The following is a 26,284-nucleotide window of genomic DNA, read 5'->3' as shown; positions in this document are numbered from 1 at the left end:
CATTACGAATCGAAAGACCCAGTAACGCACTTGGTCTTTCATGTTAGCGCAAACTCCCTTAAACTGAAGCTAAACTTAACAAACGGGTTGAAAACATGGCATCGGTTACTGTGACAGATCCCGCACGGGATTACCTTGCACAACTTATTGAAAAACAGGATGTGGAAGGCATGGGTGTGCGTATTTTCGTCACCCAGCCAGGCACCAGGAACGCTGAAACCTGTCTGGCTTACTGCCCACCTAATGAGATCGTTCCGACAGATGAACAGGTGGATCTCGAGAAATTTACGCTGTATCTGGACCATAACTCCACCCCTTTCCTTGAAGATGCATACGTGGATTACTCCAAGGATCAGATGGGCGGGCAGTTGACTATCAAGGCCCCGAACGCAAAAGTTCCGGCTGTTGATGAAAATGCGCCTTTGCCCGACCGGGTGAACTATATTCTGGCTTCGGAAATTAACCCGAACCTGGCCGCTCACGGGGGCGATGTGTCGCTGGTGGAAGTTGTCGATGGTTCAGTGGCAGTGCTGCGCTTTGGCGGCGGTTGCCAGGGCTGCTCTGCGGTCAGCCTCACTCTTAAACAGGGTGTTGAAGCGACGCTTAAAGAGCAGGTTCCGGAAATCACTGCAGTTCGCGACGTAACAGACCACACCTACACTGAAAACGCTTACTACCAGTAAGCCTGTACCGCCCTTTTCAGGGCGGTTACCTGCCGCACATGGTCAAAGGCAGTTTGTCGGACGGGGCAATCCCGCTATCCGGCAAGCTGTTTTTGCCGGCGTGCCAGTGAACAGCTGCATCAGATAAATACTGTTCCCCCGCTCTTCACCCAACGCCTCCTTCACAGCTTTCACAAACAGCCGATTTGACGGCGGTGACATGTCATGCTGTTTATAGAAATTGCGTAGAAACTCGATGATTTCCCAGTGGTTTTCATCAAGTTGTATGTTCTCATCTGCGGCAATAACCATCGCAATATCAGGCGACCAGTCATTCGCATTTTCAAGAAAACCTTCATTGTTTCTCGCAGGCATTACAGGGCGTGTCATAGATCACCAGCTTATTACGTTCTGAGCGGATGCTGTCAGGTTCACCATCACGGGAAAATCCACCAGCGATGCCGATGCCCCGCGAGGGCTCTGACCAAGGCCGCGGGCAACCACGTCCGGTGCCAGTGCGAAAACGGGAACAGCGACTTCTGCCTCAACTGACATTGTAATAGCCAGCACCGCATTTTCGATCAGCAGCAGTGCATCTCCGGGATTAAGCGCTTCCAGACATTGCTGGGTCCGAGGGTGTTCGGGAGGCTTGTTGAGTATGTGTAGAGTCTTGATATCGCTCATAACAGATCCTGGATATAAGAGAGGGCAGCACAGTCGGGTGGTCAGCCCGCAAAGGCCACATGAGAGTGCTGTCTCAGAAGGGCTGCACGGTCTTTTATCACGGTTACCCCTGCCATTGTATTGTCTGGCATAAGCCGATAAAGACGGCTCGCTGCTTCATCTGCATAAATTGCTTCAACCCCGAAAACAGACGCAGCTGCGAGGTTTCGTTCAACTGATTTCTGTTGGATTTCCTGTGTGTCCTGGTAGGTTCGTAACCAGTTAACGCCTGCCCCGGTAAACAGCAGTGATACAGATTGATCGAATGCCGCTAGTGAGAAAGCCATATCAAGGGCTTCACGGCCGGCCCAGCTCCCATAGGGTGGCTGGTCAATCACGATTAATGTACTCACCCTCAGCCTCCACTATGAAAATAAAGCGTGCGTGATGTCATTGTGCCTTCCACCCATTCGCCCAACCCGGCGATGACAAAGGGGCTAAGCGTGTTGCTGGCCGATAATTCATAACGCGCCTGCTCGGATTCATTAACCAGTCCGCGCCTCAGAGCCGAGGCAATGCAGGCAACGCCCGGAATGTTATTTTCATTGAGGAATGCTGCCCACTCAGTCGACCAGTGAGCCTCATCGGATGGCGGTGCTGACAGTGCAGAAGCCAGATGAACGCCGTCACCGTAGAGAAATACCCGGTCTACTGTATGACCCGCCGCAATTGCTGCACGAGCAAAGAACAGGGCGGTTTGCGGTGCCTGTGAAGAGTAGGGCGCTCCGGTAATGACCAGAGTGTAGTGTTGCGGAGGTGTAGCGGCCATGATTGCGACTCCTGCCTGAGTTGAGAGCAGTGTACCAATAGCAAAACCCCGGCAAAGGCCGGGGTTTTGCAAACTGGCTGGTGTGAACTGCCGGGTATTAATCGTTGCCTGAGAAGGCTCCGATAATATGCAGCAGGCTCACGAACAGGTTATAGATGTTCAGGTACAGGCCGGTGGTTGCCAGAATGTAGTTGGTTTCGCCACCGTTTACGATACGGCTGGTGTCGTACAGGATGAAGCCGGACATCAGAAACACGATCGCGGCGCTGATGGCCAGGCTGAAGGCGGTTGTCTCAACACCGAACATAGCGGCCACAATAGACCCCAGTGCGGCCACAAGGACAACAACCAGGCCAGCAACCAGCATGCCACGCATGAAGCTGAAGTCTTTCTTGGTTGTCAGCACATAGCCGGACAGGGCAAAGAACACCAGTGCGGTGCCACCAAGGGCCTGTGTAACAATCTGACCACCGTTAGAGAACTGCAGGTAGTACAGCAGGATTGGCCCCAGGGACAATCCAAGCAACCCGGTGAACGCGAATACGACGGCGATCCCGGCGGAACTGTTGGCGGTACGTGGCAGAACCAGCCACACCAGCGCGAGAGCGCCAAGGCTGCATACAAGGCTGGCGCCCTGGCTGAGCCCGATGGACATGGACACAGCTGCCATAACAGCACTGAACATCAGAGTCATTGCAAGCAAGGTATAGGTGTTGCGCAAGACCTTGGTCGCTGAGCCGCTGATAGGTGCCGTCGCCGAGCCACGGGCAATCATGCCTTTGTGGTTCTGCTGAGCGTTGTAATGTCTGTTTTGCATTCTGATCTCCGCTTTGATGCAGCTTATTTGACGAAGACATACATACTACAGTATTAAGTATGTGTTCATCATCTGGAATTAAACTTTATAATAATATCGAATTCCCAACTTTCAATGCCTTATGACTGCAAAAAGCTGACTGAATTCCATTAAAAGCAGTTAATGTGACGGTCTTGCACTGAATTTTATTCCGGGCGTTGACAGCGCAGGCAATTCCGGTATGATGCACACCGCTGTCGCAAGACAGTAATGGAAAAGGTGGGCTGGCTGAGTGGCTTAAAGCAGCGGTCTTGAAAACCGCCGACGGTTTGTAGCCGTCCCGGGGTTCGAATCCCTGGCCCACCGCCATTTTCCATGCCTTCCGGCAATGCCGCATTTATTCAAAGGACTTCATCAGCTAACTTTCGTCAGGAATCAAAAAGCTCGTTTTCTATTTTCGATAGTAACCAGCTATAGCCCTGATACCTCCCTTTAAGTTTCACCGCGATACCCCCATTATGTACTTAGTGATAAATAATCAGACGCTGTGTTGTGTGCGTCTTGGTGAGGGAATAGGTTATGCCAGAAGAGAAAGCACCCACTAAAAAAGACATCGACGTTATCGAACGTGGCGATCGCAAGCTGTCTGTGTCGAGTAACCGTGGCAAGGCGAGCCACAGAGTTCGCTATGTTGAGGTAGGCGGTGCAGCAGTGGATGTTGATGAATGCACGTTTTGTGAGTCTGTGCCAGACCTTTCGGATACAGCCGGCACAGCCAAAAAATAGTAAGGGTTTAGGCTCAGCGGTATGCCACCGCTGAGCCCTTCTTATTACAGGTCTCTGCCGGGGTAGACAGCCTCTTTCTGCGCATCTGCCCGTTCCTGCCGGCTGGCCAGGGTTTCTGGCTGATTGTCAGGCAGCGCCCAACCCTGAAGATTCTCTTCAATCAGCTGTACCAGAGCGTCGATGTGGTCAGGTGTCGCATTCAGTGCACTGATATAGCTGAATCCTTCACCACCCGCTTCCATGAAGTACCCGCGGTTTTCTTCATCAATCTCTTCGATGGTTTCCAGGCAGTCTGCAGAAAAGCCCGGACAAAAGACATCAATGGATTTTACACCCTGACCGGGTAACGCCTTAAGGGTTTCATCCGTGTAGGGCTTCAGCCATTCCTCTTTACCAAAGCGAGACTGGAAGGTGGTCATGTAATCGTCTTTTGCCAGCCCCAGACGTTCGGCCAGAAGCCTGGAGGTCTTATGGCACTCGCAGTGGTAGGGGTCGCCTTTGGTCAGATATTTTAATGGCACCCCATGGTAGGATAAAACAAGCTTCGCGTTACGCCCGTGCTCGGCCCAGTGATTTTCAATATGCCGGGCCATCGCCTCAATATAGGGTGGATAGTCCGGATAATGGGAGATAAAGCGGAAGTCGGGCAACCAGCGGCGTTTTGCGAAGTTTGCCGAAATCGCATCGAAAGTGGACGCAGAAGTGGAGGCAGAATACTGGGGGTAAAGTGGCAAAACCAGTAACTTTCTGACGCCTCGCTCGTGCATCTGATCCAGAACTTTGGGGATTGAGGGGTTGCCATAGCGCATAGCAAACCCGACAACCACGTCGTTGCCATATTTCACTTTCAGCGCCTTTTCTATACCTTCCGCCTGTCTGGCTGTATGCAGTAACAAAGGAGACCCTTCCGGTTGCCACACACCCGCGTAAGCCGCTGCGCTGCGTTTGGGCCGGATGCGCAGAATGACACCATGCAGAATCAGCCACCATAAGGGGCGGGGGAGTTCCACAACCCTGGGGTCGGAGAGAAACTCTCCGAGGTATCGCCGTAAAGCAGGCGGTGTCGGAGCGTCGGGAGTGCCAAGGTTGGTTACCAGAACACCTATACGTTCCGGCTGATTATGCCGGAAGTTCTCTGAGCCAATATATTGCATGGAAGGGGAAGTCCTGAGTGTTGATGTCTGTAACTGGAGAAATTATTGGTTCGTGGACTGTTGCGCCATACGTGGGGCCAGGCCGCTTATATCGTAACCTGCGTTACGGGCCTTGGTGAAAATTTCCCGGGCAGGTGTGGTTCGCGCCGCATCCAGGGCCCACAATACGGTGCAACGGGTGCCGCTGCGGCAAAATGCCAGGACTGGTTTTTCTGCCTCCTGGAATGTGGCACTGAAGTGCTGCACATCTGTATCTCTTACATTTCCCGACTCTACGGGCATGTACACCCACGTCATGCCGTTCTCGCGTGCAGCCGCCTCAATATCAGCCATGGCAGGCTGGCCGGGCTCTTCCTGATCGGGGCGGTTGGCTACAAGGGTTTTAAATCCCAGTCTGGCAGCTTCTGCTACATCATCGCGGGTTATCTGGGGGGCAACGGAAATATCGTCATCAATTTTTCGGATGTCCATGGGGGCTCCAGAGTTGGGTAAAAAAGACAGACGCCATCATCTCATAGCTGATGGCGTCTGTCAGAGGGGTGCCAATTTTATCAGCTTATTTGTGAGCCGGCAGAGCCCTCGTAACCTGTGCCTTTTCGTGCGCCTGCACGCGCACGCTCAATCAATTCAAAGATACCCATCCCCGCGACCATCGCGGCGACAAAAACAACGGACTGAATTTTACCAGCGCCCAGCCCGACAATTCCCGGACCGGGACAGATTCCGGCAATCCCCCAGCCAACACCGAACAACAGGCCGCCAATAATTAACCGTTTATCAATCTGCGACTGACCGGGGATTTTCATGGTAAATCCGAGCAGGGATAGGGTTCTTTTCCGGGCTATGGAAAACGCCAGGATGCCAACAAGTATTGCGCCGCCCATAACGAGCGCGAGGGAGGGGTCCCAGGGACCGGCGAGATCAAGAAAGCCAAGAACTTTCTCCGGGTTTGCCAGCCCCGAAATAAGCAAACCAAAGCCAAACAGCAAGCCTGCAGCAAATGAAGCGATAACCGATCTCATGGCATTAAACTCCCAATACGTGACGGATGACAAATACGGTGACAAAGCCGGCAAACATAAAACTCAGTGTCGCCATCAACGACCTGGGGGAAAACCGGGATAAGCCGCATACGCCGTGACCACTTGTGCATCCTGAACCATAGCGGGAACCTATCCCCACGAGGAGGCCCGCAATAATAATGGCAGGGTAGCCAGCTTTAATTTCGATTGGGGGCACTTGTCCCACCAGCATCCATAAAACCGGAGCGCCAACGAGGCCTGCCAGAAAGGCTACTCGCCAGCTGATGTCCCCACCAGAAGGCGTCAGTAAACCGCCAAGAATTCCACTGATGCCGGCAATTCTTCCATTTAAAAGTAAAAAACACGCAGCCGCCAGGCCGACAAGCACGCCGCCAAAGAGCGCGGACCAGGGAGTAAAATTACTCCAGGCAATATCAATCATTCGGACATTCCTCCATTACACGGTGTTTTGAGCTGGATAACAGACATTTTCTGATTATACAGTCATTTTGGAATAAGCATATAATAAAACGAGATAGCGCCAAAAAAAAGCCCGACGGGAAAGCCGGGCAAAAGCGTGCGAGTCGTATCCATGAAAGACTTCCAGACAAACCGGCGTCAGCAGAGACCCCGGTATCTTCAAGTATTGTCTAAAATTTGCACAGTTCAAGTTTTTGACAGCTGTATCTGGAAACCTTTTCTCATATTAAAAGAATCTTTATGCCTCAGCTGGATTGTGCAGGCAGCGTTATAGCCACTGAAATTGCCAGCCAGCTGTCATATACTATGGCCATAGTGAACTTACGGCTTTTCAGAGGATGCTGCATGTCTGACGAGAACGACAAAAAGCCCGAAAACGATCCACAGCTGGCTGCAAAAATTAAAGGCTCCGCCCGACAGATCTGGCTTGCCGGCCTGGGCGCGTATACCAAGGCGGAAGAAGACACGGGGCGTTTTTTTGAGCGACTGGTGCAGGAAGGCGAACAACTGGAAAACAAAACCCGCGGAGTTGTGGAGAAACAGATCCGGTCGGTAGAGGGTCGTGTAGAAGGGGTGCGCGAGCGTGCTACCGGCACATGGGACAGGCTCGAGCACCTGTTCGACGAGCGAGTGTCCGGGGCTCTGCGTCGGCTCGGCATTCACCGGCGGGAAGATATTGAAGCCCTGGAGTCGAGAATCGCTGCTCTGGAGGCGGAAGTGTCAGAGTTGAGGGCAAATCACTCCCGGGACGAAGAAGAGTAACATCAAAGGTAGGTCAGGCTCGTCAGCCTCATGCGCTCCTGAATCTCGGGCATGTAATAGGGCAGCATCAGGTGCAACATCTGGTACACGCCACGTCCGGGGTCCACGGCTTCCCGGTCATCAAGGTGAGACAGGGTATCGTATGCGCTCCAGTAACATGCGGTCAGTGTGAGCTGCTCGCACAGAGAATCCAGTTCTTCGGGGCTGATCACCATCATCTCCTGGCGCTGAAGACTTTCACAAATACCCCTGAAAGCCGCTGTTTTCTTTTTCAGAACCCGTCTGAATCGGGTCTGCAAGCGTTCATAACGGGTCAGAACATTAACCAGGTCCTGATATAAAAACCGGTAGCGAGCGACCGCCTCAAACAAAAGGTGCAGAAAAAAATCCTGCTGCTCCAGGCTGACTGTCACATCGTCCGGTACTGCCAGCAGGTCCAGCATTTCGGCTTCAAACGCCGAAAACAGCTCTTCGACAATATCGCCTTTGCTTTTGAAGTGGTAATACAGGTTGCCGGGGCTGATCTCCAGCTCATCGGAGATCAGCAGGGTCGTTACATTGGGCTCTCCCAGACTGTTGAATAACACCAGGCTGGTATCAAGAATGCGGTCGCGGGTTTTTACTTTTGTCATGTCGCGCCATCTCGTTTTCAGAGGTCGAAAGCTGCCCATACCGGACAGTGGTCTGATGGCCGCTCCATTCCCCGGAAGCCCAGGGAAATTCCTGCCTCACGGGCTTTGGGAAGCAGGCTGTCGCTGGCAAGGATGTGGTCAATGCGCAGGCCGCGTTTTGGGTCTTTATCAAAACCTTTACTACGGTAATCAAACCAGCTGTAGGTCATGTCTTCCGGGTTGAGATGCCTGAAGACATCAGTATAGCCACGGCTTTCAACCTGGCTGAACCATTCCCGCTCTTCCGGCAGGAAGGCGCACTTTCCTGTACGCAGCCACCGCTTGGCGTTCTCCGGACCTATGCCGACGTCATGATCCGTAGGTGCAATATTCATATCGCCCATTACCAGGACGTGGCCGCTCCGGGACTTCAGCCCGTCGAGGCATTTCATCAGATCTGCGTAGAATTTCTTTTTGGCCGGAAACTTGATCGGATGGGTGCGGGCTTCGCCCTGGGGGAAGTAGCCATTGATGACGGTGATCTGCTCGTCGCCTACCGTGAACTGGCCGGTAATCAGCCGTCGCTGGGCGGTCTCGTCATCTCCGGAGTAGCCCTTCATTATCTGATCCGGCTCTGTGCGGGAAAGCAGGGCGACCCCATAATGGGTTTTCTGGCCGTGAAAGGAAACGTGGTAGCCGAGCTTGTGGATGGCATCCACCGGAAACTCTTCATCTCTTACTTTGGTTTCCTGCAGCCCGATCACATCCGGTGAATGGCTTTCTATCAGTGCTTCAAGCTGGTGCAGGCGGGTGCGTATGCTATTAACGTTAAAAGACACAAACATCATAACAGTGTAGCTCTCCGGTGTTGGGTGCCGCAGAAGTCTACCACACTGCAGCTGAACGGCTCCCGGAACGGGTTATAAAACCGTTGTCTTTGTGCTTTCAGGACGTGTGTAAAAATGCGTGATAGTCCCATCGCTGAACTTGCTGAAAAAAGCGCTGACATCGGTGATTTTTTTCAGTGAGCGCGTCCGGTTTACCGGATCCCGGATCAATACTTTGATACCACTGAAGTTATCCTGGATATTGGAAAAGCGGGCATGCATGGAACAGGCCACCACGTGGGCCGGGTCCAGCTCCATTTGCTCAGCCAGCCAGGCGCTGTGGCGGCTGATAGCATTGTCGGAAAGGTCTTCCCGGGTATCCAGATAGTTCAGTTTTATCCGGTTCACGATGCAGTATGAAAAGCTCTCCGGACGTCGCCGGGCTACTTTCCGGAAGGCTTCCCAGAAAAAGTTATCTGTAAGTTCTGCAAAATACTGCATGTTGCTCAGACAGGTATCTATCCATTCAAAGCTTTCCGGATCTTCCAGAACCTCATTGATAGCTTCCCGCAGCAACCAGTCAAAGCCCAGTGCGGTTTTGTGGGCATAGACCTTGCGATACATCTGATAGCGGCTGTAAACAAAATCTTCAAGAGCGCCCAGGCCTTTCTGTGTGATGGCAAGCCCGAGCCAGGGCTCGGATTTGTCCCAGCCGAAACGCAGGTTGCTGAGAAGGTGGTCAAGGTTGAACCCGCCGATGGTTACCGAGGAGTGAAAACCATCCCGCAGCATGTAGTCGGCACGGTCAGCGTCAATTTCTCCGGATACAATGGAGGAGAGCAGATCCAGCACCAGACGGGGAATGTTCTCGCTGATCAGTTCACCGGCTTCTGCATCTGCACCTGCAATAAACTCCCAGAATGTGCGAGCGTGGCGGCAGAATATCTCGCTCGGAGCCACATCGGTGGTCTCCATGATGCCGATAACATCCCGGGCATGGAGTCCTGCGCTGTCCAGGTCTATCGCCGATAAGACCTCGTGAGCCACCCGAACTGAATAATGCTCATGCTCGAGCTCTTCTGGCTCCGCGTTATGGTAAGCGGAGTAGTCTACGCCTTCCCATAAATCTGCAAACCGGCCAGGCCGGCTCATAAGGTCGCGAATTCGCCGGGCCTGGGTGAACTGGTGTGAGAAGCTGGAGTGGCCGCTGTCATGGAGAAGGCAGCCAAGGCGGATGGTTTTGGCTAGATAATCAATGGCGTCCAGCTGATCCAGGCTCAGCTCAGTTTGTTCATTCAGCTGGCGTTCCCGAAGATACGCGTTGATCATTGACCGGAACATCCGCGTGCCCACATGCATTACACCAATGCTGTGTAAAAAACGGGAGTGGGTTGCACCCGGGAACACCAGGCTGAGAATATCGTTCTGGCAAATGTTGCGCAGTCGCTGGAAAAGCGGGTGGTCAATGACCTGAATTTCGTGGTGGTAGAGTGGAATTGCACCATGGACCGGGTCCATAATCAGCTTGTCGTAACCGCCTAGCAGGTCATTTACGGCTCTTCTCATTTGCAGGAATCTCCGGATTTTGTCAGACCGCCCTTGTTATATCACAAGGGCGTGCCAAAATAGCTGTTAAAACATTGATTTTCTTCTACCGATGGTAGTTTAGGGCAACAGCCATGACTTCGCGCACCGGGCACTTACTCATTCGAGTATTGATTATTGACGCAGACGAGCAGGCTTGCACGGAGCTGGCGCGTTACCTGGAAACCAAAGGGTTTTATATCTCCGGCTACCGTGATTTTGCCACGGCTTGTGCAGCAATTGACGATAACATGCCGGATGTGATCTTTGCAGATCTTGCGCCTTCCCTGATTGAGAGCCTTGCAGACCGGCTGGAGGAAGCCGAGTCTCTTACCCCCATTGTTGCGTTTTCATCGACCGACTCCAGTGCCGATGTTGTGAATGCCCTCCGTGCCGGGGCCGCGGATTTTGTACTCAAACCTTTCAGTTCCGACAAAAAAGCACTGAGCAATGTCATACGAAAGCTGCTCGACCGGGTACGGCTGGGTCGTCTTAACCAGTTGTACCGGCAGGAGCTAGAGGATGCCAACAGCGATCTGCGCGACGGGATTGCGGAATTACGCGCAGACCAGAAAGCCGGGCGCGAAGTGCAGTTAAGGATGTTGCCAGAGAAAGAGCAGTATACCGGCGGTCTGTTTGTGGACCACCTGGTAAAGCCTTCGCTTTTTCTCAGTGGCGACTTTCTGGATTATTTTCCTTTGAATGAGGACAAAACACTGGTTTATATTGCCGATGTTTCCGGCCATGGAGCCAGTTCCGCGTTTGTCACCGTATTACTGAAAAACCTCACCAACCGTTTGCAGCGTAACCTGCGCCGAGGGTCCAGTGACGATGTCTTTTACCCGGATCGGTTTCTCCAGCGCATAAACACCGAACTGCTGGATACCGGCCTTGGTAAACATGTAACCGTGTTTGTCGGGATTTTTTCCCGTAGCGAGCGTAAGCTAAGGTACTCGGTAGGGGCTCATTTCCCCATGCCGGTGCTTTCATTCGAAGGGGGTGAGACCCTCTTTCTTGAAGGCAACGGGTTGCCCGTAGGGCTGTTTGAATCACCCGAATGGGAGGTGTATGAAGTCCGGCTCGACCGGCCTTTTCATCTGATTCTGTTTTCAGACGGTATTCTTGAGGTTATTCACAACACAAGCCTGGATGAAAAGGAACACAGACTACTTGAACTCGTATCTGGAGGTAGTCACACTGTCGCATCTCTTAGCAGGGCGCTTAACCTTGAAGAGATAACAGAGTTACCGGATGACATCGGTATTGTGACGGTTACTGATGCAATGAACGTATCAGGCAATGCGTCGTCGACATAGTGGCAGTATAAAACATGGCTGGTTATAAAATCCTACAGGCTGAGAAACAGGGTGTTTATATCCTGAAGTTTATTGGGGAAATCCGGCTGAGCCTTTGCTGTACGCTGGATAACCTGGTGGACTCCATCACTCTGGATCCGCAGTTTAAAACGGTGATGATTGACCTCAGTGAAACCGAAGTCATCGATAGCACCACACTTGGCTTGCTTGCCAAAATTGCGATGGCTGCCCGAAAGCAGAGCCATTTTCTACCTACGCTGATATCCACCAGACCGGATATTGATCGGATAATCACCTCAATGGGCTTCGATAAGATTTTCATTATTGTGCGCGAGCCCGCCTCCCGCATCGAAGATCTCGAGGAAATTCCGGTGCTGATGGCCAGCGAGCAGGAAGTTCGCGATAAAGTACTGGAGGCTCACAAGGTACTGATGGGGCTGAGCAAAAAAAACCAGGAAGAGTTCAAGAATCTGGTGCGCGCCCTGGAATGCGAAGAGCCAGGCTGAGATACCCGGGTTGTGCAGCTTGCGGGTAAAGCGCTCAGCCCTGATTCATGACAAACGGAAGATCTATGCCAGAAAGCAACAAACCTGTGGCTGAAGTAGCCGTTCTTGGGGGTGGCAGTTTCGGCACCGCCATGGCGAAAGTGCTGGGGGAAAACGGGCACCGCGTTCATTTCTGGATGCGTGACGAGGCCCAGGCCGAAGAAGTCCGCACAACCCGCATAAACAGCCGCTACATGCCGGGTATAGAGATTACCGGCGATATCCTGCCCACCACCGATCTTGCAGACGCTGTAAGCAAGGCAGAGCTTGTCTTTGTGGCCATCCCGAGTAAGGCCTTTCGCACGGTTATCCGGGAAAACAGCGAGAAATTCCGGGAAGGGCAGGTTGTTGTCAGCCTGACCAAGGGGATAGAAGCCCATGGCTTCAAGCTCATGAGTGAAATCCTCCAGGAAGAGATCCCCCGTTGCCGCATTGGCGTACTGAGCGGCCCCAATCTCGCCAGCGAGATTGTTAATCATGACCTCACGGCTACGGTTATTGCTGCCAAAGACCCCGATGTACGTCACAAGGTTCAGCAGCTGCTGGGGTGTGAGTACTTCCGGGTCTATGCAAACGTCGATATTTACGGCGTTGAGCTGGCCGGGGCACTCAAAAACATTTATGCGATTGTTGCCGGTCTTGCCGCCGCCATGAATATGGGGGAGAACGCTAATGCCATGCTGATTACCCGTGGCCTGGCGGAAATGAGTCGCTTTGCAGTCAGTCTGGGTGCTAACCCGATGACTTTCATGGGGTTGGCCGGCGTAGGTGACCTTATCGTTACCTGCACATCGTCAAAGAGCCGTAACTATCGCATTGGTTACGCCGTTGGCCAGGGGCAGAACCTGGAGGATGCTGTGGCCGAGCTGGGGCAGGTAGCAGAAGGCATTTATACGCTCGAGCTGGTAAAGAAAAAAGCCGAGGCCATTGGAATCTACATGCCACTTGTGCGCGGCCTTTATGAGATTCTGTATGGAAACTCATCCATTAACGCCGTGATCAAAAGCCTGATGACATCTGTGCAGAACTCCGATGTGGAGTTTATTTTGCCCCGTACTATCGTTGAATAAACACTTACTTCCGGAGGTGAACTGTGCAACTGCTTATTATGCGCCATGGCGAAGCGGCTTCGCACTCTGTGGATCAGGAGCGGACACTCACTGACTTTGGCCGGCAACAGGCTGCCGAAACTGCAGCCAGAATTGCCGATTCCTCCTGGCGGCCCGCAAAAATCTGGAGCAGTCCTTATGTGCGGGCACGGCAAACCGCAGCGATTGTTTCAGAAATCCTGAACTGCCCTGTGGAAGAGAAAGCCTTCATTACGCCAGAAGACGACCCCGGGCTTTGCCTGAATGCGCTCCTCGAACATCAACAGTGGCCGCTGCTGTTGGTTTCCCACATGCCACTGGTTGGCACTCTCTCTACTTTGCTGATTGATGGGCACCGTGAAGGTGTTGCGTTTGCAACTGCTCAGGCCACAGTTCTGGACATGCCTGTGGTTGGCCCCGGCTGTGCAGACTTGAAAACCCGCTTTGTGCCCTGATGTGCAGTGTATGGCATAACAAACTTATTGACTGAGTCAGGCTATGTACAGCTTTCCTATTGATTATGTTGAGCCGGTTTTCCGTCCGCCCAGTGAAGCAAAATCGCTGATTTTACCGGTGACTAACGGGTGCTCGTGGAATAAATGTACGTTCTGTGAAATGTATACCCAGCCACAGAAAAAGTTCCGGGCCCGAAAGCCGGATGATGTTCGCACAGACATTGCAAACGCTGCTAAAAGCCTCGGAGGCGTCAGGCGTGTGTTTCTGGCAGATGGTGATGCCATGGTGCTGCCAACCCGCCGGTTGCTGGAAATCATGGGGGAGCTGAACGCAGCGTTTCCGGATTTACAAAGAGTCTCCAGTTACTGCCTGCCGCGAAATCTTGCCAAAAAGACGGTCGAGGATCTTGTACAGCTGCGCGAAGCCGGTTTGAAAATTCTCTATGTTGGCATGGAGTCGGGGGACGATGAAGTCCTGAAGCGGATCAACAAGGGTGAGACCTGGGAGTCAACACGGTCTGCACTGCAGAAAATCCGCGAGGCCGGGCTGACCAGTTCGGTTATGGTGCTTAATGGCCTGGGCGGCGAAACCCTTTCCCGTCAACACGCGATAAACACAGCAACATTGTGTAATGAGACCCAGCCGGATTATCTGTCTACACTAGTAGTAAGCTTCCCTCAGGGCGAAGAGAGGTTCCGCGCAGGTTTTGGTGAAGATTTTATTCCGCTTTCCCAGCAGGGATTGTTCGAGGAGATCCGAATGTTTCTGGAGCACCTTGAGCTTGAGCGAACGGTGTTCCGGAGTGATCACGCCTCGAACTACCTGGTTTTGAAAGGGACGCTCGGGCGGGACAAGCAGACGCTGCTTGACCAGGTTAATCTTGCCATTACCAGCCCGGGTGCGGTGCCGTTACGGCCTGAATGGCAGCGTGGTTTATAAAAGCCGGTTTGCGGAGAACAGACATGAGTCAGAATCCGGAACATCTTGTTGAGCAAGTTGAGAAAACTGTCAAAAAACCGGGCTTGCCCCCACTCGATAAGTGGAGCCCGGATCTTTCAGGTGATATGGACCTGCGTATCAACCGGGACGGCCAGTGGATTCACAAAGGCGAACCTCTGGGGCGCGAAGCCATCGTCAGGTTGTTCTCAACGATACTTCGTCGCGAGGAAGATGGTCAGTATTACCTGGTAACGCCGGTGGAAAAGTGGCGGATACAGGTAGAAGATGCGCCACTGCTGGCTCACTCCCTCGAGAAAGAGGGCAGTGGCGAGCAGCAGATACTCAGGCTGACTACCAACATGGGAGAAACTCTGGAAGTTGGCAGGGAGCACCCTCTTGAGGTGGGTCAGTATGAAGAGTCCGGGCAGCCCCGGCCCGTTGTTTACGTGCGACACGGAGTGGAAGCGCGCCTGACGACCTCTGCGTATTACGACCTGGCCGAGCATGTTGTAGAACAGGAAGTCGACGGAAAAACCGTCCTGGGCGTCTTCAGCAATAAAGTTTTCTACAAAATCGGTCAGGGCGGTTGAAAAGCCGGGGGGCACCCCCACAATTGTCGGTAGAAAACATATAAAGCCACTTGCTAAACTGTGTTTTCGTTCTTGTTGCGAGCCCGGCTCTCGAACGAGGCCCGGTGGTCGTCAGTCCCTCTGTTCAGTCTGGCTGTTCATGATTACTTGCGATTACCCTCAATCAATCAAACAGTCATAGCGACACTCAAGGAGATCACATGGCCCAACCTCGCGTTGTCACCATTCATTATACGCTCACCAACAACCAGGGCGAAGAGCTGGACTCTTCCCGTGGCGAAGGCCGTGAGCCTCTCGCTTATCTGGAAGGCGCGCAGAACATCATTGGTGGACTGGAAAGCGCCCTGAACGACAAGAGCGCAGGCGACCAGGTAAAAGTGTCTGTAGAGCCCGCCGAAGGCTACGGCGAAGTCAACGAAGAGCTGGTGCAGCCAGTCCCGCGTACCGCGTTTGAAGGCGTAGAAACCATCGAGCCGGGTATGCAGTTCCAGGCACAGACACCGGGCGGCCCTCAGGTTGTTCGCGTTGTCGAAGTGGGTGAAGAGACAGTTACCATTGATGCTAACCACCCACTGGCTGGCGAAACCCTGCACTTTGATGTTGAAGTTGTTGAAGCACGCGAAGCAACTGATGAAGAGCAGGAGCACGGCCACGCCCACTAAGGGTGCAAACCGGCTTTTACAGGTTCTGTTGATGTGGTGCCTGTTACCGATGTAACAGCTCTGCACAATAGACCCCGAAAAGCGCCATACATCTGGGTGACCAGACGGTATGGCGCTTTTTTTTGGCATACGGACTTTAGGTCAGTGTGGATATAAAGGAATCTGAACGAATGAACTTACCTGTACTGGCCGCCGTGCTTGCGGCCGTTTTTATGGGCACCATCGGTGCAATTTCTGTTTATGCCGGTGTCAGCGCCGAAACAGTGACATTTTACCGACTGTTCATTGGTGCTGTGCTAATGGGCGGATTCCTTCTGTTTACCGGTCAGAAAGACAAGTTGCTGACCTGGCCAGGCATAAAAGTTTTACTGACCGGGGCCTTCCTCGCAGGCTTTGTAGTTTTTTACGTTATGGCTATGAACCATACCAGTATGGCTAACGCTGTCATGTTGCTGTACCTGGCGCCGGTAACCGCGTCGGTGATTGCCCACTTTTTTATGGGCGAGCGATTGTCAGCCGCCAGCGCATGCCTCATCGGCGTCGCACTGTTTGGTTTCGCGATGATGATGGAGTTCAACTTCAACCTCTCCGGGCAAACAGCGGAAGCACTCGGGCTCTTTTACGCCTTGTGTGCCATGTTGTGCTATGCGGCGTTTATTCTGACCAACCGGCTGATTCATGAGCGGGTGCATGTGCTGACTCGAAGCGGTTATCAAATGCTGGCCGGTGCGTTATGCATGCTGCCATTCATGCTGCAACAAAGTGAGAGTATTGATGGAGCTCAGTGGGGCTGGCTGATTTCAGCAGGCATTTTCCCGGGGTTCCTGGCAATTATGTTTGCGGTCATTGCCTTGAGAGCACTCCCAGCGGCTACCTACGGCACCCTTGCTTACCTGGAACCGATCACCGTGGTTGCGTTGGCCTGGGTGCTTTTCGGCCAGAGTCTGAGCATATTGCAAATGGCTGGGAGTGCGTTGATTATTATGTCCGGCGTGTTTCAGGCAGTACTGTCGCAGCGGGAATCACGCCTGAGCGAGGCCAGTCTTTGTCCTGAGTAATGGGCTTCTGCGCTTATCAGGTCAATCACGCATATACGCGTTGCAACTTTGCGCTACCATAGCGCGCCAGTTTTCTATTACCAACCAGCGCACACAAAACGCGAGGTTTTCATGTTTTCTGCTTTAAGTGCTGTTTTCAGACCGGTTATGCGGCTGGGGCTTGTGTCGCAGATAGTAATAGGCATTATTGCAGGCGTGTTGCTGGTGGTTGTTTCGCCAGAGACAGCTGAGTCGGTTGCGTTGCTTGGGCAGCTGTTTGTAAAAGCTCTGAAGGCAGTAGCGCCCGTGCTGGTTTTTGTGTTGGTGGCCGCGGCAATTGCCGGCCATACGAAAGGGCAGCCCACGCACATCCGTGGCGTATTGCTTCTCTACATCATCGGAACACTGGCAGCGGCAATGGTTGCCGTGGTAGCCAGTTTCTTGATTCCCACCGAATTGTCTCTGGATCTGAAAGGGGTGAGTGGTAATCCACCCTCGAATATCGGAGAGATTATGCAAAACCTGGTGCTTAATGCCGTGAGCAACCCGGTTACGGCGCTGATGGAGGCTAACTTTATCGCCATACTGGTCTGGGCGGTGGGTCTGGGTTTCATGTTGCGTAATGCCAGTGGTCCCACCCGCCAGGTGTTTGAAGATCTTTCAGAGGCAGTGTCCGGGATTGTGCGTGGGGTGATCCGGCTTGCACCTTTAGGCATATTCGGGCTGGTCGCCAATACCCTGGCTGAGTCCGGTATCGGGGCTCTTCTTGGCTATGGCCAGCTGCTCGCGGTTATTGTTGGCTGTATGCTGTTTGTGGCACTGGTAACAAATCCGCTTATCGTATTCTGGCAGACGCGCCGGAACCCTTACCCTCTGGTGTTTGAATGCCTGCGTAGCAGTGCCATTACCGCCTTCTTTACTCGCAGCTCCGCAGCCAACATCCCGGTTAACCTGGCGCTGTGCGAACGCCTGAAACTGGACCCGGATACCTATTCAATCTCTATTCCTCTGGGCGCGACCATCAATATGGCGGGGGCCGCCGTCACCATCTCTGTGATTACGCTGGCTGCTGCCCATACCCTGGGCATCCCCGTGGACTTCGCAACTGCGTTACTGCTGTGTGTGGTTTCTGCGCTTGCTGCCTGCGGTGTTTCTGGCGTTGCCGGTGGTTCGTTGCTTTTGATCCCCCTGGCAACGAGCCTTTTTGGTATACCCGCAGAGGTGGCCATGCAAGTGGTTGCCATCGGGTTTGTGATCAGTGTGGTGCAGGACTCAACTGAAACTGCACTCAATTCTTCTACCGATGTGCTTTTTACAGCAGCCGCCTGTCGTCGCGCCGAAGCTGTTTCGGAGAAATGACATGAGTTTAGGCTCGCAAAACCTTGTTTTTGTTGGGATGCCTGGCAGTGGCAAAAGCACGGTGGGCGTTCTGGTCGCGAAACGACTCGGGCTGGGTTTTATCGATACAGACTTGTTGATACAGCAACACACCGGCCAGACATTGCAGGAAACGGTGAATCAGGAAGGTTACCTGGCGCTTCGGAAAATTGAGGAGCAGGTTCTTTTACAGCTGGATGTGCAGCAGCATGTTATCAGTACGGGTGGAAGCGCTGTATACAGCGACGCCGCCATGAGTCATCTTAAAAGCGGAGCTAAGGTGATATTTCTCGACATCACCCTGAATACAGTGCTCAGGCGGATTGGCGATTACAGCCTCAGAGGAATCTCCAAGAGACCGGATCAAACCCTGGTTGAGCTCTATGAAGAGCGCTCCGGGCTGTACGCCCGTTATGCTGACTATACAGTTCAGGGTGATACCCTGAACCAAGAGCAGGCGTGTGAAGCTGTGGTACAGTACTGTAAACATCTCTGAATAAAATTTACCGGCCGGGCCTGTATGGCGTCGGCCGGAATGCGGGGTTCAGAAGAAGCCTATGCTGACCACAGTCTCTGTTCTGACGGCTTTCATCGTTTTGGCTACACTCTTACCTTTGTGGCGCAACCCTCACTGGAGCGTTCGCAGCTTCGATTTCCCGCGTTTGCAGTTGTGCATACTGGCGCTGTTTTTAATTATTGCACAGCTGGTGTTTCTGGACCTGACCCGACCCTTGAGCCAGATGCTTGTCGCTGTGACTGTGCTGGCACTGGCCGTGCAACTCTGGTGGATCCTGCCGTACACAATGATCTGGCCGAAAGAGGTCAAAGATGCGCGGGTGTCCATCAGTCCTGATCAGACCCTGACCATTCTCACCTCCAATGTGCTGACCCCGAACCGCAATGCCGCCGCGCTCATAGCCCTGGTCCGGGAGTACAAACCGGATATTCTGGTAACACTGGAATCCGATCAGTGGTGGGAGGACCAACTCGCGGTTCTTCAGAGTGATATGCCGTACACCATCAAGTGTCCGCTGGATAACCTGTATGAAATGCATGTCTTTTCACGGTTGCCATTGCATGAGTCCGAAGTGCAGTTCCTGATCGAGGAGAAGGTTCCCTCAATGCATGCACTGGTGGAGCTGCGTTCCGGGGATACGGTGCGGGCTCACTTTGTACATCCTGCACCACCCAGCCCTACGGAAAATGATGAATCCAAAGAGCGAGATGCAGAGCTTGTAGTGGTCGGGCGAAGCGTGGCAGACAGTGACGAGCCGGTGATTGTGACCGGCGACCTGAACGATGTAGCCTGGTCTCCCACTACACGCCTGTTCCGCAAAGTCAGTGGTTTGCTGGACCCAAGGGTAGGGCGTGGTTTTTTCAGTACGTTCCATGCAGATTACTGGTTTCTACGGTGGCCTCTGGATCACCTGTTTCATAGCCAGGAATTCACAGTCGTGTCTGTCGCGCGGCTTCCGTCGATCGGCTCTGATCACTTTCCATTTCTGACGTGTCTGGCTTTTGCCCCCCTGAGAGGGCGGGATCAGGAACCACTGAAACCTGATGCTGATGATCAGGATCGTGCAACAGAGCTTGCCCGGGAGCAGCGGGCGAGTAAGCACGATGTGCCAGAGCCGGGAGAGTCGGATCCACACTGATTTATCCGCAACCAAAAGGATTCTCTCAATGAAAGTGCCCAGCCTGCTTGCATTCGCGATAGCAACAGCACCCCTGGTAGCTTATGGAGATATTACCTCAGCCACTCTGTACCCCTCCCACGCTCAGCTTACCTGGGCACATACGGCGCAGATAAACGCTGGCGCCGGCACTGTAGAAATCTCCGGGTTGCCTGTCAGTCTGCAGAACCAGAGTCTGTACGTGGTCGTTGACGGCGTTGCAGATGCACAGATCCGGCAGGTGCAGGTTCAGCGCGTGGAACAGAGTGAGTTTGTTGCTGAAGAAACCCGCGAGCTCCGGGATAAACTGGCGAAGGTCACCTTGCGTATTCAGGAGCAGGAGGATGAAATCCGGGCCTGGAATCAGCAGCTTACCTTGATGAGCAGCGCGGCCGAATCACCGCGGGACGTTCCGGTCTCGGAGCTGAACACTATGGCGCAGACTCTGAGGGAGAGCACCCGGGGCGCACTGACGGAAATACGCAATATTCGTGAGCAGATGGCTGATGATCAGGCCTTGAAGGACCGTCTGGAGCGGGAGCTGACCGCGGCAAAACAGAAAGCTCGTGCTACAAAAACAGTGCAGGTGCGGTATCAGGCATCAGAGGGAGGACAGCTCCAGGTGCACCTGAAATTTCAGACGCCGGAAGCACGCTGGTTCAGTGAGTATACAGCTCGCCTGAACACAGACCCGGAAAACCCGGCCAGCGGTAACGTGGCCCTTGAACACATTGCCGTTGTGGAGCAGTCCAGTGGTCTGGACTGGGAAAACATTGAACTGCAGCTGTCGACGGCCAGCGCCCGGAGTGGTACCGAAATTCCGCCGGTTAACGCCTGGATTGTCAGCCCGGAACAGCCTCAGGCCTATCGCGCCAAAGCCTCAGCGCCGGCCGCGGACTCGGAGTCGGCTTCGCTGATGGGGAACGTTGCGACTGTAGAGCAGCAGAGCATCTTTGCGCAGCAGTACCGGTTACACCAAGCGACGGATATACCCAGCGGCGCATCCGCGCAGCGATTAACCGTATCCACGCATCAGGTGCCAGTAAACGTGGCTACCTGGACAGTACCGGTTATGGATACAGCGGGTTATGTGCAGGCTACCGGTTTATTTGAGACCGGTATGACCCTGCCTTCCGGACGTGTAACCCTGTTCAGGGATGGTCAGAGTGTGGGCGAAAACCGGTTGCCCAGCCTGGCTGATGGTGAAGAACTCACCCTCGGGTTCGGGGTCGATCAGGGTGTGCGTGTTGAAGTGATCAACGAACTTGAGCGTAGTGGCGAAGAGGGAATCTGGAAGAGCGAAAATGTGCAGCGTCGCCAGAACCGGTTTGAGGTTACCAACCACCACAAGCAGGCTGTTCAGGTGCGAATCCTTGATCGCCTTCCTGTATCACAGGAAGACATTCTTACGGTTAAACCTCTGGATATCAGCGAGCCGGTACGCCGGGATGTGGAAAACAAAAAGGGCGTACTGGCATGGGATCGCAAAGTGCCGGCGGGAGAAACGGTGAGCGTACAATCCGGATTTGAAGTGCGCGTGCCTGAAGGTACGTCTCTGCCACGTCTGTAACCCTGTTACTCGGGATAACCGGTAATGTCCCGGATTTTCTGATACAGCGGTTGCAGTTGTGGGTACATGCGCAGGTATACCTCTGAGTACAGTCGCTCGTACAGGGCACTGGCGTCTGGATCGGGCTGGAATACATCGCCAACCCGCGTCATGGCGGCGACTGCGGTTTCAAAATCCGGGTGCAGTCCCAGGCCCACAGCGGCATCAATAGCGGCGCCCAGACCAGACGTTTCATAGGTATGAGGGCGTTCTGCCGGCAAACCAAAAACGTCAGCCGTCAGCTGCATGGCGGCATCACTCTGGGAGCCACCGCCAGCGACCCGAAGTCTGGTAATTTTTGTGCCGCTGCGTTTTTCGATCTTTTCCTTGCCTTCACGCAGGGCATAGGCCAGGCCTTCCAGGATAGCGCGATAAATATGAGAGCGGGTGTGAACGTCGCCAAAACCGATAATCGACCCTTTAGCCTCGGGACCTGGCTGCCGCACGCCGGGAGACCAATAGGGTTGAAGCATCAGCCCCATAGACCCTGCAGGTACGTCCTTGACCAGCTCATCAAACAACTCTTCCGGCGCTATGCCTCGCTCATCGGCTATTTTTTGCTCCCTTAAACCAAACTCACGTTTGAACCAGCTCACCATCCAGAAACCCCGGTAAATCATCACCTCTGTGGAGTAACGGCCCGGCAAAGCAGAAGGATAGGGCGGCATCAGCCTGATGGGTTCAACATAGCGCTTATTGGTGGTGTTGATGGTCGCTGTGGTGCCGTAGCTCATGCAGGCGGTCTCGGGGGTCAGTCCGCCGGAACCCAGTATTTCGCAGGCTTTATCAGAAGCGGCGGCGATGACCGGCAAGCCTTTCCTCACACCCAGGTGGCTGGCTGCCTCGGGCGTGAGGTGCCCCAGCGTAGCGCCGGGGCTGACCAGTTCGGGCAGCATGGACTTTTTAACGGGCATGGCTTTCCATTTAAAGTCCCGTTTATTTTCCCAGCGATGTCGCTTGTAACTGAATGGCAGGTACCCTACCTGGCTCCCGATGGAATCCCGGAGCTGGCCGGTAAGACGGTAATTCAGATAGCCGGAAAGCAACACAAAGTGCCGGGTTTTGCGCCAGATCTCAGGCTGGTTCTGAGCAATCCAGTTGGCCTGGGTTTTCTCCCGGAAACGCTTGATTGTGTCTTCCAGCCTTGCCACTTTGAATAACCAGCCCCAGGGCCCTTTTATCGGCCCATCTACGCGGGCATGGCGCTGGTCCAGCCAGATAATGGCAGGGCGCAGAGGGTTGCCGTGTTTGTCGAGGTTGATCACCGTGCCACGCTGCGTGGTAACGGTTACGCCTGCAATCCGGTCTGGCGTTACGTCGGTTGATGCCCAAAGCCGGGAACAGGCTGTACCGAGATTTTTCCAGAAATACTCGGGGTGCTGTTCAGCCCAGCCCGGGTGCTCGGAGAAATAGGGCTGGATCTCCTGCTTGCCTTTGGCAACCAGGTTACCCCGGGTATCGAACAGCAGGGCACGCACACTCTGGGTACCGTTATCGATGGCAAGAACAAGCGGATCAGAGGACATTGCCCGACTCCCGATCAATCGGCAGAGCGTAGGCTTCCTTCCAGAGTGTAAGGTATCTGCGCTCTTCCTGATGCCATTGTTCATCCGTCCAGTTCAGAGCCGACTGACAGTGTTGCTTCAGGGTCGGCAGCAATGCTTTTCCCCCGTGCGGGAGGGTCAGGCCAAGACGGGTGCGGCGGAGCATCAGATCGTCCAGATGTTGCACGTCTTCCTGCTCGCAGGCCCATATCACCTCGGCCCAGAGTAAGGTTCCCGGGTTTGCCTCGCTATCACGGACAGGTTCTGTTGGTCCGGCCGTCAGTACGTCGTTTACGAAAGAACCGTAAAATCCGGTGAGCCGTTCGCGGTTCTGGTGGCTCAGCTGCCCGGGCTGCTGTAAAGGGGGCGGAGGCTGGAATACCGGGTCGGAATCCGGCCGCAACCGGTCTGCACCCTTCAAGCCCCGGGTGAGGGCTTCACGGGCAATCAGACGAAAAGTGGTCAGCTTGCCTCCGGAGACACTGATCAGGCCGTTGTCTTCATGAAACTCATGTTCCCGGCTTTCTTTGGAGGGGGAACGGGTACTGTTGGTGGGCTTTTGCGCGGTAACCACCGGGCGTACACCGGCCCAGCTGGAAAGTATGTCGTGGTGCGAAACCTCAGCGGCAGGAAACAGGTTGCTGGCTATTTTCAGCAGATAGTCCACCTCTTCCTGAGCAATCCGGGGTTCGTTGTCCAGGCTGTCAGTATGGTCCAGATCTGTGGTTCCAAGCACGGTTGTGCCTGACCAGGGAAACGCAAAAACCGGCCGCTTATCGTCCGGGTGAAGCAGGGAAACCGAACAGGACACGGGCAATTTGTGCCAGGGGAGAACCAGGTGGCTTCCGCGCAGTGGCCGGATGCTCATGGTCTGTTTTCCGTCTCCCGGGTCCTGAAGCCGGTCGGCCCATACCCCGGTTGCATTGATCACCAGCGATGTATTGACGGTAAAGCATTCGGCATCTTCTTCAGCCTGCAATTCAAGACCGCTGACCCTGCCTTCTGTGCGTTGGACGCTTACCGCCTTGAGGTAGTTGAGGCACCAGGCTCCGTCCTGACGTGCCTCGGCTATAACCCGTTGTAACAGTCGGGCATCGTCGGTTACCGCGTCGGTAAAACCACTGGCGCCCGTGAGCCGGGTTGGATTCAGACCGGGCACCCATTGCATTAGCTGGGCCGGGGTTAAAAACTGACGGGAGCGGGAACCGGAAATCCGGTCGTAAACCCGTAACAGGGTCTGGAAAAGCAGTGGCCCGGGAAACTGACGCTTAAAGTGGGGCATAATAAAACACAGAGGGTCAATCAGCCCGGGTGCTTCGGACATCAGACGCTGGCGCTCGCTGACGGCATCCCGGGTGAGCCGGTATTGCCCACTGCCCAGGTACCGCAGGCCTCCGTGCACCATTTTTGAGGAACGGCCGGAGGTGCCCCAGGCGAAATCTTTCTGTTCAACCAGTAAGGTTTCAAGACCACTGCCAGCTGCCTCACGGGCTATCCCGGCACCGGTAATACCACCACCGATCACGACAACATCAAAGGTCCGCGGGGTGTCCTTCAGCTGTTGGAGCAGTCTGTTGCGACGACGCATTGTATTCACTCCAGCAGGGTTCCGGGGTTAAGTAGACCTTCCGGGTCGAACGTATTGCTGAGAGCATGGATGGCGAGCATTCCCAGCTCACCTTTCTCGACCGGCAGAAACGGAGCGTGATCTTTGCCCACACCGTGCTGATGGCTGATGGTGCCGCGATTGTTAACAATCAGCTCGGAGGTTGTGTTTTTCAGGTGTTGCCAGCGGGCCAGGGTTTCGGAGTAGCTGTCTGCAACGCGAAAAACATAGGTGGTGTAGATGCTGCAACCCTGGCTGTAAAAATGCGACAAGTGAGTGAACACATGGGTGCGCTCATCCCGGCTTTCCGCCCGGGATTGAAGGGCGGTACGCAGGTTGTTTTCCATCAGGTCCAGGAGGTTATCCACGTTGTCCCAGTCGGTGGCGGTTTCCAGAGTGTCCACCGCGTAACCCAGGTGCCAGAGTGCTTCGCGCAAATAGGGCATGGTAAAGCGTTTCTCTGCCCATTTTTTGCCCAGTCGTGTGCCGGTATAGACACCTTTGTGTTCCGAGCAAATGCGCTTTGCTTCTTGTCTGGCGCTGGCGCACTGGTGCTTACTGCCGGTAAGGCCGAAGGTCATCATGCACTTGCCGTCGCTGGCCCCGCGCCAGGAAAGCAGCTTTTCCATCAGGCCAATCAGGTGTGGCTGACCCGCCAGAGCCAGCTGGGTTTCTGTTTCGATGGCGTTGCTGAGTCTGAGCATGGAAAGCTGAACACGGTTTTGAACCAGTTTGCGGCATGCCGTCCGGGCACTATCCCAGTCAGGAAAAAAGACGACGTGGAAGCTTTCCTGTTCCGGTAAAGGCGTCACCCGTACCTTAACGTCGGTCACCATTCCAAGACGCCCTTCCGATCCGAGAATCATTTCGCGAACATCAGGACCGGCACTGGAGGCGGGTATGGTCGGAATATTCAGGGTACCTTTGAGGGTTTCGATACGGCCCCCGGCAAACAGCTGCTCAATCCGGCCATAGCGCAGTGACTGCTGACCACTGGAGCGGGATGCCACCCAACCTCCGATGGTGGAAAGTTCGAAGGACTGGGGGAAATGGCCAAGGGTGTAGCCATGAGCCCGCAACTGGGATTCCACAAGAGGGCCGGGAGTGCCTGCGCCGAAGGTGGCGATCTGACTGTCCTTATCCAGATCGATCAGGCGGTTCATTTTCCCCATATCGATGGTAAGAACCGGCCTGTCGCCGGCAACGGGGTTTATATGTCCGGCAACGCTGGTGCCACCACCATAAGGAATCAGTTCGACATTGTGGTTGCGGGCGTAGTGCAGCAGGCTCTGCACCTCCAGACTGCTGTCAGGGTTGGCGACGCCATCAGGAAAGACGTCAGGCTCACCACTGCGCAACGCCAGCCAGTCGGCGAGACTCTGACCACGAGCGTGGCGTACCCGTGTTTCGGGGCTGGTATCAATCAAGGCGTCTACCTGGGTGTCCGCTGGCAGCCTTGTTTCGGGCACCTTTGCGCAGACACTCTCCAGGGTTGCGTCGGTCAGTGGTTTGGCAGCCCCTACGCGCTCGGAAAGAAAGCTTTGTCCCTGTGCCGGCAACTCCAGATTAAACTGTTCGTCGCCCCAACCATTCCAGCGTCGCATCAACATACACTCCCGATTTTAGGTGAATGCAACGCACCTTACCGGGTTGTGCGTACATTACC

The 26,284-nt window shown here is 54.2% G+C and carries 30 protein-coding genes and 1 tRNA gene; 16 read left to right on the top strand and 15 right to left on the bottom strand.

What is annotated here, in order from left to right; all coding sequences use genetic code 11:
* Positions 1 to 95 precede the first annotated feature (95 nt).
* Entirely contained in the window at positions 96 to 683 is a 588-nt protein-coding gene (gene nfuA, locus FFI95_RS07715; protein WP_144821845.1) for a Fe-S biogenesis protein NfuA, read from the top strand.
* 42 nt (positions 684 to 725) lie between these two features.
* Here nfuA and FFI95_RS07710 read toward each other — a convergent pair whose 3' ends face one another.
* From FFI95_RS07710 to FFI95_RS07690, 5 genes are all read right to left on the bottom strand, one after another.
* Positions 726 to 1,052, bottom strand: a complete 327-nt coding sequence (locus tag FFI95_RS07710) for a TusE/DsrC/DsvC family sulfur relay protein (RefSeq protein WP_144821844.1) — start codon at positions 1,050 to 1,052, stop codon at positions 726 to 728.
* Positions 1,053 to 1,055: 3 nt separating this feature from the next.
* Positions 1,056 to 1,346, bottom strand: a complete 291-nt coding sequence (gene tusB, locus FFI95_RS07705) for a sulfurtransferase complex subunit TusB (protein ID WP_144821843.1) — start codon at positions 1,344 to 1,346, stop codon at positions 1,056 to 1,058.
* 41 nt (positions 1,347 to 1,387) lie between these two features.
* Positions 1,388 to 1,738, bottom strand: a complete 351-nt coding sequence (locus FFI95_RS07700) for a DsrE family protein (protein ID WP_144821842.1) — start codon at positions 1,736 to 1,738, stop codon at positions 1,388 to 1,390.
* A 2-nt stretch (positions 1,739 to 1,740) separates the two neighbouring features.
* Positions 1,741 to 2,154, bottom strand: coding sequence for a sulfurtransferase complex subunit TusD (gene tusD / locus FFI95_RS07695; RefSeq protein WP_144821841.1), 414 nt, complete (start codon positions 2,152 to 2,154; stop codon positions 1,741 to 1,743).
* Positions 2,155 to 2,251: 97 nt separating this feature from the next.
* Positions 2,252 to 2,971 carry a Bax inhibitor-1/YccA family protein gene (locus FFI95_RS07690; protein ID WP_144821840.1) on the bottom strand — a complete coding sequence of 240 codons (720 nt, stop codon included), beginning with the start codon at positions 2,969 to 2,971 and terminating at the stop codon, positions 2,252 to 2,254.
* A gap of 257 nt (positions 2,972 to 3,228) precedes the next feature.
* Between FFI95_RS07690 and FFI95_RS07685 the strand changes: the two genes are divergently transcribed.
* Positions 3,229 to 3,319 (top strand) — tRNA-Ser (locus tag FFI95_RS07685).
* A 210-nt stretch (positions 3,320 to 3,529) separates the two neighbouring features.
* A complete protein-coding gene (locus FFI95_RS07680; RefSeq protein ID WP_144821839.1) occupies positions 3,530 to 3,736 on the top strand; it encodes a hypothetical protein in 207 nt (68 codons plus the stop codon).
* A gap of 44 nt (positions 3,737 to 3,780) precedes the next feature.
* Here FFI95_RS07680 and hemH read toward each other — a convergent pair whose 3' ends face one another.
* From hemH to FFI95_RS07660, 4 genes are all read right to left on the bottom strand, one after another.
* Positions 3,781 to 4,890, bottom strand: a complete 1,110-nt coding sequence (gene hemH, locus FFI95_RS07675) for a ferrochelatase (RefSeq protein ID WP_144821838.1) — start codon at positions 4,888 to 4,890, stop codon at positions 3,781 to 3,783.
* Between the two features lie 42 nt (positions 4,891 to 4,932).
* A complete protein-coding gene (locus FFI95_RS07670) occupies positions 4,933 to 5,361 on the bottom strand; it encodes a TIGR01244 family sulfur transferase (protein WP_144821837.1) in 429 nt (142 codons plus the stop codon).
* 80 nt (positions 5,362 to 5,441) lie between these two features.
* Complete coding sequence (locus tag FFI95_RS07665; protein ID WP_144821836.1) at positions 5,442 to 5,912, bottom strand: YeeE/YedE family protein; 471 nt, start codon at positions 5,910 to 5,912, stop codon at positions 5,442 to 5,444.
* A 4-nt stretch (positions 5,913 to 5,916) separates the two neighbouring features.
* The gene (locus tag FFI95_RS07660) at positions 5,917 to 6,354 is read right to left on the bottom strand and encodes a YeeE/YedE family protein (RefSeq protein ID WP_144821835.1); all 438 of its coding nucleotides are present in this window, start codon (positions 6,352 to 6,354) and stop codon (positions 5,917 to 5,919) included.
* A 383-nt stretch (positions 6,355 to 6,737) separates the two neighbouring features.
* Here FFI95_RS07660 and FFI95_RS07655 point away from each other — a divergent pair, with 383 nt between their 5' ends.
* Positions 6,738 to 7,154: a phasin family protein gene (locus FFI95_RS07655; RefSeq protein WP_144821834.1), complete on the top strand. Its 417-nt coding sequence runs from the start codon at positions 6,738 to 6,740 to the stop codon at positions 7,152 to 7,154.
* A gap of 2 nt (positions 7,155 to 7,156) precedes the next feature.
* Here FFI95_RS07655 and FFI95_RS07650 read toward each other — a convergent pair whose 3' ends face one another.
* The 3 genes from FFI95_RS07650 to FFI95_RS07640 form a co-directional block, all read right to left on the bottom strand.
* Complete coding sequence (locus tag FFI95_RS07650; RefSeq protein WP_144821833.1) at positions 7,157 to 7,786, bottom strand: TetR/AcrR family transcriptional regulator; 630 nt, start codon at positions 7,784 to 7,786, stop codon at positions 7,157 to 7,159.
* Between the two features lie 17 nt (positions 7,787 to 7,803).
* Positions 7,804 to 8,613, bottom strand: a complete 810-nt coding sequence (gene xthA / locus FFI95_RS07645; RefSeq protein ID WP_144821832.1) for an exodeoxyribonuclease III — start codon at positions 8,611 to 8,613, stop codon at positions 7,804 to 7,806.
* Between the two features lie 72 nt (positions 8,614 to 8,685).
* The gene (locus FFI95_RS07640; protein WP_144821831.1) at positions 8,686 to 10,158 is read right to left on the bottom strand and encodes an HD domain-containing protein; all 1,473 of its coding nucleotides are present in this window, start codon (positions 10,156 to 10,158) and stop codon (positions 8,686 to 8,688) included.
* 113 nt (positions 10,159 to 10,271) lie between these two features.
* Here FFI95_RS07640 and FFI95_RS07635 point away from each other — a divergent pair, with 113 nt between their 5' ends.
* The 12 genes from FFI95_RS07635 to FFI95_RS07580 all read left to right on the top strand — a co-directional run bounded on the left by FFI95_RS07635 (position 10,272) and on the right by FFI95_RS07580 (position 21,429).
* Positions 10,272 to 11,492 (top strand): PP2C family protein-serine/threonine phosphatase, encoded by a 1,221-nt coding sequence (locus tag FFI95_RS07635; protein ID WP_144821830.1) that lies wholly within the window; start codon positions 10,272 to 10,274, stop codon positions 11,490 to 11,492.
* Positions 11,493 to 11,506: 14 nt separating this feature from the next.
* The gene (locus FFI95_RS07630; RefSeq protein WP_144821829.1) at positions 11,507 to 11,998 is read left to right on the top strand and encodes an STAS domain-containing protein; all 492 of its coding nucleotides are present in this window, start codon (positions 11,507 to 11,509) and stop codon (positions 11,996 to 11,998) included.
* 65 nt (positions 11,999 to 12,063) lie between these two features.
* Positions 12,064 to 13,107: an NAD(P)H-dependent glycerol-3-phosphate dehydrogenase gene (locus tag FFI95_RS07625; protein WP_246069450.1), complete on the top strand. Its 1,044-nt coding sequence runs from the start codon at positions 12,064 to 12,066 to the stop codon at positions 13,105 to 13,107.
* A 23-nt stretch (positions 13,108 to 13,130) separates the two neighbouring features.
* The gene (gene sixA / locus FFI95_RS07620; protein WP_144821827.1) at positions 13,131 to 13,580 is read left to right on the top strand and encodes a phosphohistidine phosphatase SixA; all 450 of its coding nucleotides are present in this window, start codon (positions 13,131 to 13,133) and stop codon (positions 13,578 to 13,580) included.
* A 43-nt stretch (positions 13,581 to 13,623) separates the two neighbouring features.
* Entirely contained in the window at positions 13,624 to 14,520 is an 897-nt protein-coding gene (locus tag FFI95_RS07615; RefSeq protein WP_144821826.1) for a radical SAM protein, read from the top strand.
* Positions 14,521 to 14,543: 23 nt separating this feature from the next.
* Positions 14,544 to 15,110 (top strand): DUF1285 domain-containing protein, encoded by a 567-nt coding sequence (locus FFI95_RS07610; RefSeq protein ID WP_144821825.1) that lies wholly within the window; start codon positions 14,544 to 14,546, stop codon positions 15,108 to 15,110.
* A 200-nt stretch (positions 15,111 to 15,310) separates the two neighbouring features.
* Positions 15,311 to 15,772, top strand: coding sequence for an FKBP-type peptidyl-prolyl cis-trans isomerase (locus FFI95_RS07605; RefSeq protein ID WP_144821824.1), 462 nt, complete (start codon positions 15,311 to 15,313; stop codon positions 15,770 to 15,772).
* Positions 15,773 to 15,942: 170 nt separating this feature from the next.
* Complete coding sequence (locus FFI95_RS07600; protein WP_144821823.1) at positions 15,943 to 16,830, top strand: DMT family transporter; 888 nt, start codon at positions 15,943 to 15,945, stop codon at positions 16,828 to 16,830.
* Positions 16,831 to 16,941: 111 nt separating this feature from the next.
* Positions 16,942 to 18,168 carry a serine/threonine transporter SstT gene (sstT, locus tag FFI95_RS07595; protein ID WP_144821822.1) on the top strand — a complete coding sequence of 409 codons (1,227 nt, stop codon included), beginning with the start codon at positions 16,942 to 16,944 and terminating at the stop codon, positions 18,166 to 18,168.
* Between the two features lies 1 nt (position 18,169).
* Positions 18,170 to 18,682 (top strand): shikimate kinase, encoded by a 513-nt coding sequence (locus tag FFI95_RS07590; protein ID WP_144821821.1) that lies wholly within the window; start codon positions 18,170 to 18,172, stop codon positions 18,680 to 18,682.
* A 61-nt stretch (positions 18,683 to 18,743) separates the two neighbouring features.
* On the top strand, positions 18,744 to 19,841 hold the full coding sequence (locus FFI95_RS07585) for an endonuclease/exonuclease/phosphatase family protein (protein ID WP_144821820.1): 1,098 nt from the start codon (positions 18,744 to 18,746) through the stop codon (positions 19,839 to 19,841).
* A 28-nt stretch (positions 19,842 to 19,869) separates the two neighbouring features.
* Positions 19,870 to 21,429 (top strand): DUF4139 domain-containing protein, encoded by a 1,560-nt coding sequence (locus FFI95_RS07580; RefSeq protein ID WP_144821819.1) that lies wholly within the window; start codon positions 19,870 to 19,872, stop codon positions 21,427 to 21,429.
* A 5-nt stretch (positions 21,430 to 21,434) separates the two neighbouring features.
* Here FFI95_RS07580 and FFI95_RS07575 read toward each other — a convergent pair whose 3' ends face one another.
* Genes FFI95_RS07575 through FFI95_RS07565 form a run of 3 tightly spaced genes read right to left on the bottom strand, consistent with a single transcriptional unit; the run spans position 21,435 to position 26,222 of the window.
* Positions 21,435 to 22,994: an FGGY-family carbohydrate kinase gene (locus FFI95_RS07575; protein WP_144821818.1), complete on the bottom strand. Its 1,560-nt coding sequence runs from the start codon at positions 22,992 to 22,994 to the stop codon at positions 21,435 to 21,437.
* On the bottom strand, positions 22,984 to 24,600 hold the full coding sequence (locus FFI95_RS07570) for a glycerol-3-phosphate dehydrogenase/oxidase (protein ID WP_144821817.1): 1,617 nt from the start codon (positions 24,598 to 24,600) through the stop codon (positions 22,984 to 22,986). The genes FFI95_RS07575 and FFI95_RS07570 overlap by 11 nt, the downstream gene beginning before the upstream one ends.
* Before the next feature lie 5 nt (positions 24,601 to 24,605).
* The gene (locus FFI95_RS07565; RefSeq protein ID WP_144821816.1) at positions 24,606 to 26,222 is read right to left on the bottom strand and encodes an FAD-binding oxidoreductase; all 1,617 of its coding nucleotides are present in this window, start codon (positions 26,220 to 26,222) and stop codon (positions 24,606 to 24,608) included.
* Between the last annotated feature and the right edge of the window lie 62 nt (positions 26,223 to 26,284).

Source organism: Marinobacter piscis (assembly GCF_007671655.1).
Classification (GTDB): domain Bacteria; phylum Pseudomonadota; class Gammaproteobacteria; order Pseudomonadales; family Oleiphilaceae; genus Marinobacter; species Marinobacter piscensis.
Note: the sequence above shows the minus strand (reverse complement) of the source record. Positions and strands in the feature narration are given on the sequence as shown.

Coding starts and splice junctions, on each gene's coding strand:
- FFI95_RS07655 (WP_144821834.1), top strand. CDS start 6,738: ATGTCTGACGAGAACGACAAAAAGCCCGAAAACGATCCACAGCTGGCT.
- FFI95_RS07610 (WP_144821825.1), top strand. CDS start 14,544: ATGAGTCAGAATCCGGAACATCTTGTTGAGCAAGTTGAGAAAACTGTC.
- FFI95_RS07690 (WP_144821840.1), bottom strand. CDS start 2,971: ATGCAAAACAGACATTACAACGCTCAGCAGAACCACAAAGGCATGATT.
- FFI95_RS07665 (WP_144821836.1), bottom strand. CDS start 5,912: ATGAGATCGGTTATCGCTTCATTTGCTGCAGGCTTGCTGTTTGGCTTT.
- FFI95_RS07615 (WP_144821826.1), top strand. CDS start 13,624: ATGTACAGCTTTCCTATTGATTATGTTGAGCCGGTTTTCCGTCCGCCC.
- FFI95_RS07580 (WP_144821819.1), top strand. CDS start 19,870: ATGAAAGTGCCCAGCCTGCTTGCATTCGCGATAGCAACAGCACCCCTG.
- nfuA (WP_144821845.1), top strand. CDS start 96: ATGGCATCGGTTACTGTGACAGATCCCGCACGGGATTACCTTGCACAA.
- FFI95_RS07600 (WP_144821823.1), top strand. CDS start 15,943: ATGAACTTACCTGTACTGGCCGCCGTGCTTGCGGCCGTTTTTATGGGC.
- FFI95_RS07625 (WP_246069450.1), top strand. CDS start 12,064: ATGCCAGAAAGCAACAAACCTGTGGCTGAAGTAGCCGTTCTTGGGGGT.
- FFI95_RS07635 (WP_144821830.1), top strand. CDS start 10,272: ATGACTTCGCGCACCGGGCACTTACTCATTCGAGTATTGATTATTGAC.
- xthA (WP_144821832.1), bottom strand. CDS start 8,613: ATGATGTTTGTGTCTTTTAACGTTAATAGCATACGCACCCGCCTGCAC.
- FFI95_RS07650 (WP_144821833.1), bottom strand. CDS start 7,786: ATGACAAAAGTAAAAACCCGCGACCGCATTCTTGATACCAGCCTGGTG.
- FFI95_RS07710 (WP_144821844.1), bottom strand. CDS start 1,052: ATGACACGCCCTGTAATGCCTGCGAGAAACAATGAAGGTTTTCTTGAA.
- FFI95_RS07680 (WP_144821839.1), top strand. CDS start 3,530: ATGCCAGAAGAGAAAGCACCCACTAAAAAAGACATCGACGTTATCGAA.
- FFI95_RS07570 (WP_144821817.1), bottom strand. CDS start 24,600: ATGCGTCGTCGCAACAGACTGCTCCAACAGCTGAAGGACACCCCGCGG.
- FFI95_RS07575 (WP_144821818.1), bottom strand. CDS start 22,994: ATGTCCTCTGATCCGCTTGTTCTTGCCATCGATAACGGTACCCAGAGT.
- FFI95_RS07565 (WP_144821816.1), bottom strand. CDS start 26,222: ATGCGACGCTGGAATGGTTGGGGCGACGAACAGTTTAATCTGGAGTTG.
- tusB (WP_144821843.1), bottom strand. CDS start 1,346: ATGAGCGATATCAAGACTCTACACATACTCAACAAGCCTCCCGAACAC.
- FFI95_RS07590 (WP_144821821.1), top strand. CDS start 18,170: ATGAGTTTAGGCTCGCAAAACCTTGTTTTTGTTGGGATGCCTGGCAGT.
- FFI95_RS07585 (WP_144821820.1), top strand. CDS start 18,744: ATGCTGACCACAGTCTCTGTTCTGACGGCTTTCATCGTTTTGGCTACA.
- FFI95_RS07670 (WP_144821837.1), bottom strand. CDS start 5,361: ATGGACATCCGAAAAATTGATGACGATATTTCCGTTGCCCCCCAGATA.
- FFI95_RS07605 (WP_144821824.1), top strand. CDS start 15,311: ATGGCCCAACCTCGCGTTGTCACCATTCATTATACGCTCACCAACAAC.
- sstT (WP_144821822.1), top strand. CDS start 16,942: ATGTTTTCTGCTTTAAGTGCTGTTTTCAGACCGGTTATGCGGCTGGGG.
- FFI95_RS07660 (WP_144821835.1), bottom strand. CDS start 6,354: ATGATTGATATTGCCTGGAGTAATTTTACTCCCTGGTCCGCGCTCTTT.
- FFI95_RS07640 (WP_144821831.1), bottom strand. CDS start 10,158: ATGAGAAGAGCCGTAAATGACCTGCTAGGCGGTTACGACAAGCTGATT.
- tusD (WP_144821841.1), bottom strand. CDS start 2,154: ATGGCCGCTACACCTCCGCAACACTACACTCTGGTCATTACCGGAGCG.
- hemH (WP_144821838.1), bottom strand. CDS start 4,890: ATGCAATATATTGGCTCAGAGAACTTCCGGCATAATCAGCCGGAACGT.
- FFI95_RS07630 (WP_144821829.1), top strand. CDS start 11,507: ATGGCTGGTTATAAAATCCTACAGGCTGAGAAACAGGGTGTTTATATC.